The 3,347-nt window shown below is 37.1% G+C and carries 3 protein-coding genes; all 3 read left to right on the top strand.

Features of this window, described 5'->3' with window-relative positions; genetic code table 11:
• Positions 1 to 142: 142 nt before the first annotated feature.
• The gene (locus NXR94_RS17055; RefSeq protein WP_258105888.1) at positions 143 to 628 is read left to right on the top strand and encodes a hypothetical protein; all 486 of its coding nucleotides are present in this window, start codon (positions 143 to 145) and stop codon (positions 626 to 628) included.
• A gap of 254 nt (positions 629 to 882) precedes the next feature.
• Entirely contained in the window at positions 883 to 1,788 is a 906-nt protein-coding gene (locus NXR94_RS17050; RefSeq protein ID WP_258105887.1) for a hypothetical protein, read from the top strand.
• An 11-nt stretch (positions 1,789 to 1,799) separates the two neighbouring features.
• Positions 1,800 to 3,104: a hypothetical protein gene (locus tag NXR94_RS17045; protein ID WP_258105886.1), complete on the top strand. Its 1,305-nt coding sequence runs from the start codon at positions 1,800 to 1,802 to the stop codon at positions 3,102 to 3,104.
• Positions 3,105 to 3,347: the final 243 nt, after the last annotated feature.

Genomic DNA, 3,347 nt, shown 5'->3' with positions numbered 1-3,347 from the left:
ACGACTGAAGTATATACCCATGTCACGAGTCAAAAACTGGATGAGGTACAAAGTCCGTTAGACTTAATAGAATAGTTCGGGTATATTTGAAAGGCAGATAACGCGCATGCGCATTATCTGGTTGTTACATGGCATAGTGCCTATGAGATATAGATTCGACAAAAAACAACTTCATCTACTTTCAATCTTAACTTTTGATGCAAGTTTAGAACCAGTTGATTTAGACACTCGGCTGACAAACAACCAACTCGAACTGACGGTAGAACGAAGAACTTTTGAATCCGTCAAGAGATCAAAATGGCTTTTCTGGAATCGAACTTCATATCTGGGAAAGACCGCTGAACTGAGGTTCATTGGAGTTAGCCAAGCTCAACTTACTAACATAAACACAGAAATTTCAGGGAATGACTTTATTAAAGATATTTCGCTAAATGAAACGGCAAATAAGGTCGAACTGCGAACAACTTCAGGAAGAACTCTTCAACTAACACCAACTGACAACTTCAAAGTCGAACTTGAGGACATCAGAGACAGCAACTTCGGAAAAGGAACCAGTTTTGGCAAACATGGATTCACAGAATCTGAGTGGAACGAATTGACAGCTAACGAAGAAATAAACGCCATGTAACAAACGATGATGGCGCATGGCCTACTTAGTCTTCTGCCGAGAACCTGCAAAACATCCCGCTTATCTGCCGCCAAGAAACTTGGATGCTTTCTACCATCTTCTGCTCGTGGGAGATTTTTATCTTCTTGGCGCAGTGCGAATCAGAAACTTTGATCACACCGGCAGATAAGCTACTTTTATCGGAACTAAATAAGCTCGGAGGCCACAGCGCCATATCTAAGCGTTGTGCTCCATGTTGGAAACTGAAAATGTGAATGAAAGGGTCTAAGAAAATTTCACCACAAGCTATTCTTGCCTTGAAGGAAGCTCTAGCGGTAATTTTTTGGAAGAAGGAAGATTTACGAGATTTTTTAAAAATGTCTCTGACTCATTCGGCTATTCTGAGCACGATAAACTGGAACGGGACAAAAAGAGAAACTGTAAAAGAGCTAGTAAGCCGAATGACTAGCAAACCTGAGCTTTTCACTGATGACTTAGTTAATTTAATATTAGCAGTCTCTGACCTAACTGATTTTTCACATTTGGACTTTTGGGATGAAGACGGCAGCAAGCGGAAAAAAGCAAAACAAGCGGTTGAACATCTCCGGTCACATACTAAAGGGTATATTCAGATAACTCAAGAACAAGAGCAGGCGAACAGACGAAGGAAAGAAAATGAAGAGAAGATTGCCAAGCACAAATCTTTAGAATCAGAATTATCTGATTTAAAATCACTCTTCTTTAAACTTTCTAACAATTCCAATTTTCAACAAAGAGGTCTGGATTTCGAAAAATTTTTAAACAGTCTATTTCATCTTTATGAACTAGACCCAAAGGGATCCTTTAAGAATTATGGCGAACAAATTGATGGCGCATTCACGTTTGATGGAACTGATTACTTATTGGAAGCAAAATGGAGCCAACAAGTTAATCGTAGTGACCTAGCATCCTTCACCTATAAGGTCGATAGCAAACTCAAAATAGCAATGGGCCTTCTTATTACAGTTGAAGGGTTAACACCAGAAGCGATCTCACCTGATTTCAAATCAATAATTATAATGGATGGAATAGATATTATGGCCATTCTGGAAGGAAGAGTAAGCTTGATAGATCTTTTGTATAAAAAGCGTAGAAAAGCCAATGAGACAGGTAAAATATATGTACCCTACGGTCAACTTTAAAGTTATATTGGATGACTAAGGAATTTGAAACATTGGGTTATTATGAGCCAGGCTTTTTTCACCTTAAAGTCAATACTGATGAGGATCTATCGGACTTAAATGTCCTTATGAGAAACCCCGACACTAAGAGATTCTTTTCAACATTCTTGCATGAGTATATCCATTTTCTACAAGATATAACCACGACATCAGGATTACTCTCAGCTACATTTTATATCGATTTTATCAAGGATGTTAACTGGACTATTCGAAACGATGGTGAATCTGAATTCAAGGTTCCAGTTGAGATAAATAACAAAAACAATATAGAAGCCAATTTAAAACTTCGTGAAATTTACAGAGGTGAAACAAAGGGTTCACAGCTGATTAAATATGACCGATACACAGTAGAAAGGAAATCAATTTTCGATAAGGATGGTCAAGAAATTAATCCAGAGTTGTACAAAGTACATTATTATGATCTCAAAACAAGAGAACCTAAGACTCTAAATTTCGGGTTTGCCTGCATTAAAGAATATATGGCTCATGCTATTCAAAAAAAATACATCCCCGATACTGACCATGCTGATATACCTTATCAAATTGCTGAGCAAATAGTTGGAGTAGAATATCCAGAATTTGGAAGTGACCCGATGCTGGTTGTTGCACTTTGTGATGCTTCTTTGATGTGTTTTCATCCAGCTCAAATGTTCTTTCAAACTTTGAAAAGAATGAAAGAGAAGAAGTTCATTCCACAGGGAACAAGAGAAATATACGATTTTGCTTTTAAGGAATTGACTTTTCAGAATTCACTTGGAACTGAAACAGTAGAAACTCTATTTCAAAGCACCATTGACCTAGCCGACAAACAATTATATGATGCTTTACAATCCCAACCCTTCCTACCAAATTATGAATGGATCAGTTATATTCTTAAACAAGCCAAAAATCTGAGAGATTCTAATCCAAATTTTATGTGTCAATTAATCACGGACACTGGACAACTTTCAGATGATTTTTTTGAAATATTTAGACTTCTGGGAACACCATTTTTTTCTAATAATAAGGAAAAGGGAGGATTTGTACCTCCAACTAATCTTAAGAATACTCAAATACAACCTTATCAATTACTAGTTTTTAAGCAAGTTATTAGAGTTTTTTATGGTCATCAGTCTTGTTCACTTTATGACTTTTGTAAAACAAGGCCAGACAAGGATATAACAAATTCTCATTGTCTTTCATCGCCTTGGGAACGGGCAAAAGAAGATGAACTATGCCCTTTCGCTCAAATCTGGAAAACCTGGGGATTAACAAATGAAATACCTACAAAAAAGTAATAACGGAGCACAACAGACACTAAAATGAATATGCGAACTGAGCCCTTTGATATAACAGCGCAAACAACAAACTTCGGTGCTTCTAGCAACTGGAGCGCATACTCATTTTAGTTGGACGATATCTATGATAAAATCAAGCCATTTCAACTTTTTTTAGTGCAATTCTATCCTGATATGGTGTCCCTCTCTTAACTACCGCTACTACCCTGTGCAGTAGCTTATTTCTTATGGCGTTAAGAATGG

Source organism: Marinoscillum sp. MHG1-6, assembly GCF_024714475.1.
In the GTDB taxonomy this organism is placed as follows: domain Bacteria; phylum Bacteroidota; class Bacteroidia; order Cytophagales; family Cyclobacteriaceae; genus JAMZMI01.
The sequence above is the reverse complement of the archived record's forward strand: the minus strand, read 5'-3'. Positions and strand labels throughout refer to the sequence as shown.

Excerpts from the sequence above, each read along its gene's own strand:
- NXR94_RS17055 (WP_258105888.1), top strand. The coding sequence starts at position 143 with ATGAGATATAGATTCGACAAAAAACAACTTCATCTACTTTCAATCTTA.
- NXR94_RS17050 (WP_258105887.1), top strand. The coding sequence starts at position 883 with ATGAAAGGGTCTAAGAAAATTTCACCACAAGCTATTCTTGCCTTGAAG.
- NXR94_RS17045 (WP_258105886.1), top strand. The coding sequence starts at position 1,800 with ATGACTAAGGAATTTGAAACATTGGGTTATTATGAGCCAGGCTTTTTT.